Here is a 5,631-nt window from a genome sequence, read left to right on the forward strand (position 1 = left end):
GCCGACGGCCCGCTCGTCGCGTCCCACCGACGCGGCAGTTCGGGGGCGCGTCGGCACTTCGAACTGCCGACGCGACCCCGAGCTGCCGCCGTGATCAGCCCCGGCTGGCGATCACCCGGTCGAGAGCGTCTACCGCGGCTTCGAGGACCGACTCGTCGACGGTGAGCGCGGGCCGGAAGCGGACGGACCGCTCGCCGCAGCCGAGGATGAGGAAGCCCTCGTCGTGCAGGCCGGCGAGGACGGCGTCGCGCACCTCGCGGGAGGGGAGCGAGACGGCGCACATGAGGCCACGGCCGCGGGGGTCGGTGACGACGCCCGGGTGGGCGGCGGCCAGCTTCTCCAGGCGCGCGAGCAGGCCGGCGCCGACGCGCGCGGCGCGCCCGACCAGGTCCTCGGCCTCGATCACCTCGAGGATGCGGCGGGAGCGCACCATGTCGACGAGGTTGCCGCCCCAGGTGGAGTTGATGCGCGACGACACGTGGAAGACGTTGTCGCCGACCTCGTCGACGCGGCCGCCGGCCATGACGCCGCACACCTGCGCCTTCTTGCCGAACGCGACGACGTCGGGCTGCACCCCGAGCTGCTGGTACGCCCAGGCGGTGCCGGTCATGCCGACGCCGGTCTGCACCTCGTCGAGCACGAACAGGGCGTCGTGCTCGCGGCACAGCGCCTGCATGGCCTGGAGGAACTCGGCGCGCAGGTGGTGGTCGCCACCCTCGCCCTGGATCGGCTCGGCGACGAAGCACGCGATGTCGTGCGGGTGCGCCTCGAACGCGGCGCGGGCCTCGGCGAGGGCCTGCGCCTCGAGCGCCTCGACGTCGCGCGGGGTGCCGTCGGCGTCGTGCCCGGGGTAGGGCGAGGAGATGCGCGGCCAGTCGAACTTGGGGAACCGGGCGACCTTGCCGGGCTCGGTGTTGGTGAGCGACATGGTGTAGCCGGAGCGGCCGTGGAAGGCGTGGCGCAGGTGCAGCACGCGCGTGCCGAGCTCGGCCGAGCGGCCGTGCGCCTCGTTGTGCCGCGACTTCCAGTCGAACGCGACCTTGAGCGCGTTCTCGACGGCGAGCGCGCCGCCGTCGACGAAGAAGAGGTAGGGCAGGGCCGGGTCGCCCAGCACGCGGGCGAAGGCGTCGACGAACCGGGCGAGCTCGACGGTGTAGACGTCGGAGTTGGACGGCTTGTTGATCGCCGCGCGCGTGAGCTCCGCGCGGAACTCCGGGTCGCGGACGAGGGCGGGGTGGTTCATGCCCAGGGGGTTGGAGGCGAAGAAGGTGAACAGGTCGGTCCACTCGCGGCCGTCGCGGGCGTCGACGAGGGTCGCGCCCTGCGACCGCTCGAGGTCGAGCACGAGGTCGAAGCCGTCCACGAGCAGGTGCTCGCGCAGCGACTCGAGGACGGCGGCGGCCTCGATCGAGCCACCGACGCTGGGGGCCGTGCGCTGAGAGATTGTCTCGGTCATACCCCGACCGTAGGGGAGAACTTTCGGTCAAACCAGAGTTTGGCCGGAAGAAGTGTGGTCAACCGGCGATCGGGCGTCCTTCGAAGTAGGTCCGCAGCACGATGGTGGAGCGCGTGGACACGCTCGCCTCGCGGCGGATCACGCCCAGCAGGTCCTCCAGGTCGCTGGGCGACGGCACCCGCACCAGCAGCAGGTAGTTCGCGTTGCCCGCGACCGACCAGCACGCCTCGATGCCGGGCACGTCGCGCAGCCGCTCGGGCGCGTCGTCGGCCTGCGACTGGTCCAGCGGCGTGATCTCGACGTACGCCGCGATCGGCAGCCCCGCGGCCTCGGGGTCGACGACGGCGCGGTAGCCCGTGATCACGCCGCGCGCCTCCAGCTTGCGCACCCGCGCCTGCACGGCGGACTGCGACAGCCCGGTCACGCCGGCGAGCGCGGCCAGCGTGGCCCGCCCGTCGCCCTGCAGGGCGCGCACGAGCGCCCGGTCGACCTCGTCCTCGAGCATGCCTGGTCCTCTCCCGTCCCTGTCCCCACCGGTCCCCGCACGTCCCCCGCACCGTCATCGTGGGCGACGCACGCGCGCCGGTCCACCCCGTCCCTGCCACCGGCTCGCGCCGGCGACAGGTCAGCCCGCGACCTCGGCGGCCTCCAGCCAGGCCAGCTCCAGCTCTTCCTTCTCCGCCGCGAGCTCCCGCAGCTTCTGGTCGAGCGCGGCGACGGCGGTGTAGTCGGTGGCGTCGGCGGCCATCTGATCGTGCAGCGCCTTCTCCTCGTCGGAGATCCGCCCCAGCCGCCGCTCGACCCGCGCGATCTCCTTCCGCGCGGCCCGCACCTCCGCCGCCGACGCCTTCAGCCCTCCCCCACCGGACGACGCCGCGCTGCCGCCACCATCCCCGGACCGAGGCTGCGGCGTCGCGCCACCCGAGGCGACGACCGCCCCGCGGGCGGCGTCGGGGGACGCCTCGTCGCGAGGCTGGACGGGCCTGGCGGGAGAGCCCGAGGAACGAGGGCTCGGATGGACGCCTCGCGACGAGGCATCCGCCGCCGTCGTCCCCCTGCCCCCCTCGGCCCGACCCCTGCGCAGCTCCAGGTACTGCTCCACCCCGCCGGGCAGGTCCCGCAGCGCGCCGTCGCCGAGCAACGCCCACTGGCGGTCGCACACCCGCTCCAGGAGGTACCGGTCGTGGGAGACGACGATGAGCGTGCCGGGCCACCCGTCGAGCAGGTCCTCGACGGCGGCGAGGGTGTCGGTGTCGAGGTCGTTGGTGGGCTCGTCGAGCAGCAGCACGTTGGGCTCGGAGACGAGCAGGCGCAGCAGCTGGAGGCGCCGCCGCTCGCCGCCGGAGAGGCTGCGGACGACGGTGTGGGCGCGCTCGCGGGTGAAGCCGAGCCGTTCGGTGAGCTGCCCGGCAGTGAGCTCCTTGCCGTCGACGACGACGGTGCGCTTCTCGCGGTCGACGACCTGCACGGCGGTGAGGTGGCCGACGTCGTCGAGCTCGCCGACGTCCTGGGTGAGCTCGGCGACGTGCACGGTCTTGCCGCGGCGGACGCGGCCGGAGTCGGGTGCGCGGCGGCCGGCGAGCAGGGACAGCAGCGTGGTCTTGCCGGCGCCGTTGACGCCGACCACGCCGTACCGGTCGCCGGGGCCGAGGCGCCAGGTGACGTCGTCGAGCAGGACGCGGCGGCCGCCGGTGTCGTCCCGGGCGGGGACGGTGACGGTGACGTCCTCCAGGTCGAGCACGTCCTTGCCGAGCCGGCGGGTGGCCATCTGGGTGAGTTCGAGGGTGTCGCGGGGCGGCGGCTCGTCGTCGATGAGCGCGGCGGCGGCGTCGAGCCGGAACTTGGGCTTGGACGTGCGGGCGGGGGCGCCGCGCTTGAGCCAGGCGAGCTCCTTGCGCAGGAGGTTGTTGCGCTTCTCGGCGGCGGTGGCGGCCTGCCGGGCGCGCTCGGCGCGCGCGAGGATGTAGGCCGCGTAGCCGCCGTCGTACCCGTCGACGCCGCCGGAGCCGTCGCCGCGCACCTCCCAGGTGCGCGAGCAGACGGCGTCGAGGAACCAGCGGTCGTGCGTGACGACGACGAGCGCGCCGGTGGCGCCGGGGCGCCCGTAGCGGGCGGTGAGGTGCTCGGCGAGCCAGGCGACGCCTTCGACGTCGAGGTGGTTGGTGGGCTCGTCGAGCAGGAGCACGTCGGGGTCCTCGACGAGCAGCGCGGCGAGCGCGACGCGCCGCCGCTGCCCGCCGGAGAGCGTGGAGGCGGGCTGGTCGAGGTCGAGGTCGGCCAGGAGCCCGGCGTGCACGTTGCGGAGGCGGGCGTCGGACGCCCACTCGTGGGTGGCGTCGTCGCCGTGCACGAGGTCGCGGATGGTCGCCGCGTCGTCGTCGACGTCGCGCTGGACGAGCATGCCGAGCCGCGAGCCGCCGACGCGCGTGACGCGGCCGGCGTCGGGCGCCTGGGTGCCGGCGAGCAGCCGCAGCAGGGTGGACTTGCCCGCCCCGTTGGGCCCGACGACGCCGACGCGGTCGCCGTCGTCGAGCCCGAGGGAGACGTCCTGCAGGAGGGTGCGAGTTCCGATGGTCAGCGCGATGCCGTCCGCGCCGAGAAGATGTGCCACCCCCCGAGGGTAGTCGTCAGTGCTGGTGCCCCCCGCAGGGCTGCTCGGCGGGCAGGGCAGGGTCGGCGTGCTCGATGAGCTCGCGCGCCTGCTCGGGGAACCAAGCCCCGGCGGGCGGGTCCTGCATGCCGCGCTCGGGGTCCAGCGGCCCGCCCGTGCCGCGGAAGCACTCGCCGTCGGACTCGCCGGGGACCTTGATCCACAGGCGCGCGTCCACGTACGGGTCGTCCGTCTCGAGGTCGGGCAGCTGCCCGAGCCCGCGGTCCGGCGGGTTGCACCAGACCTCGGGGTCCGTGTACTTGCCCGCCGGGGCTGCCCAGGAGCCCTGGCCGTTGCGGCTGGTGTCGAGGACGGCGTGCTTCTGCGTCGCGACGTCGCGCACGAGGCCCTGGTCGGCGAACGCCTGGTCGTAGGTGGCGTCGGTGAGGTGCCAGGTGGAGGTGTCGTCGAAGGTCGCCGGCCAGTACTGGCTCTGGCACGACGTGGCGGGGAACGACGAGCGGGTGGTGAGAGCGAGGCAGTCGCTGACCCAGCTCGCGTAGTGCGCGAGCCGGTCGTCGCTCTCGTAGTTGGACACGTTGACGAAGAACCCGTCCGCCTTCGCGACGTTCGCGCGGGTGAGGCGGACGGTGGCGTCGCCGGGGCTGAGCCAGCTGCTGCCGGTGCCGTCGAGGTACACCTGCGTGCGCGGGAGGGCGGACAGCACGTCGACGGCGTGCGAGAGCTGCGCGAAGCGCTGGTCGGCGGCGGTGGCGGGGTCGAGCTGGTCGGGGCGGCAGCTCTCCAGGTTGCCGTTGATGTCGGTGTGCCAGGGGATCACGCCGAGGCCGTCGGGCTCGACGACGACGATGGCCTGGCGCTTGCCGATGCCGGCGGCGAGGCCTTCGATCCAGCGTGCGTAGGCCTCGCCGTCCGCGGCGCCGCCGGCCGAGTACAGGGAGCAGTCGCGGTACGGGATGTTGTACGCGACGAGGACGGGCACCGCGTCTGCCCTGGCCGCGCGGGCGGTGAGGTCGGCAGCGGCGCGGCGCACCTCGCGGGGGGTCCCGTCGGTGAACCAGGTGGCCGACGGGATGCGGGCGAGGCGCAGCGCGTCCTCGCGGGCCTGGCCGGTCAGGTCGGCGGCGTGCTCGACGGTCGAGCTGTGCGGGTCGACGTAGATCCCGCCGAGCTCCGTGTCCCAGCGGCCGTGGTGGCCGTTCCTTTGGCCGTTCCTTTGGCCGTTCCCTTGGCCGTTCCCTTGGCCGCCCTCGTGCCCGTGTCCGGGTCCGTGGGCGGTGGCGGTGGGGGCTGCGGCGAGCCCGGCCGCCGCGACGAGCAGCGCTGCGGCCAGCGCGACGGCGCGGTTGCGCCGGTTCGATGACGTCATCGTCGTGGTCTCCTCAACATCGTTGTCCGAAGGAACCGTTGTCCGAAGAAAGCTGCCATGGAAGCGCTCCCACACCCGCACCTGCCCGAGAGGGGAACGGCTCCGACTGCACTCGCGAGTGCACCACGCCGTGCCGGGACGGTCAAGGCCTGCCGCCGCGCCCTCCACGACGCGAGCTGCCGCGCCGTCCGGTCG

The 5,631-nt window shown here is 74.2% G+C and carries 4 protein-coding genes; all 4 read right to left on the reverse strand.

Features of this window, described 5'->3' with window-relative positions:
* Positions 1-94: 94 nt before the first annotated feature.
* Positions 95-1,456 carry an L-lysine 6-transaminase gene (lat, locus tag ACFT55_RS18645; protein ID WP_380245339.1) on the reverse strand — a complete coding sequence of 454 codons (1,362 nt, stop codon included), beginning with the start codon at positions 1,454-1,456 and terminating at the stop codon, positions 95-97.
* 58 nt (positions 1,457-1,514) lie between these two features.
* A complete protein-coding gene (locus tag ACFT55_RS18650) occupies positions 1,515-1,961 on the reverse strand; it encodes an Lrp/AsnC family transcriptional regulator (RefSeq protein ID WP_380245340.1) in 447 nt (148 codons plus the stop codon).
* A 120-nt stretch (positions 1,962-2,081) separates the two neighbouring features.
* Positions 2,082-4,067, reverse strand: coding sequence for an ABC-F family ATP-binding cassette domain-containing protein (locus tag ACFT55_RS18655; protein ID WP_380245341.1), 1,986 nt, complete (start codon positions 4,065-4,067; stop codon positions 2,082-2,084).
* A gap of 16 nt (positions 4,068-4,083) precedes the next feature.
* Positions 4,084-5,436 (reverse strand): glycoside hydrolase family 6 protein, encoded by a 1,353-nt coding sequence (locus ACFT55_RS18660; protein WP_380245342.1) that lies wholly within the window; start codon positions 5,434-5,436, stop codon positions 4,084-4,086.
* Between the last annotated feature and the right edge of the window lie 195 nt (positions 5,437-5,631).

It is taken from the genome of Isoptericola sp. NPDC057191, assembly GCF_042670225.1.
Classification (GTDB): domain Bacteria; phylum Actinomycetota; class Actinomycetes; order Actinomycetales; family Cellulomonadaceae; genus Isoptericola.

What these genes read in the sequence shown, in the direction of transcription:
- ACFT55_RS18650 (WP_380245340.1), bottom strand. Translation starts at nt 1,961, where the DNA reads ATGCTCGAGGACGAGGTCGACCGGGCGCTCGTGCGCGCCCTGCAGGGC.
- lat (WP_380245339.1), bottom strand. Translation starts at nt 1,456, where the DNA reads ATGACCGAGACAATCTCTCAGCGCACGGCCCCCAGCGTCGGTGGCTCG.
- ACFT55_RS18660 (WP_380245342.1), bottom strand. Translation starts at nt 5,436, where the DNA reads ATGACGTCATCGAACCGGCGCAACCGCGCCGTCGCGCTGGCCGCAGCG.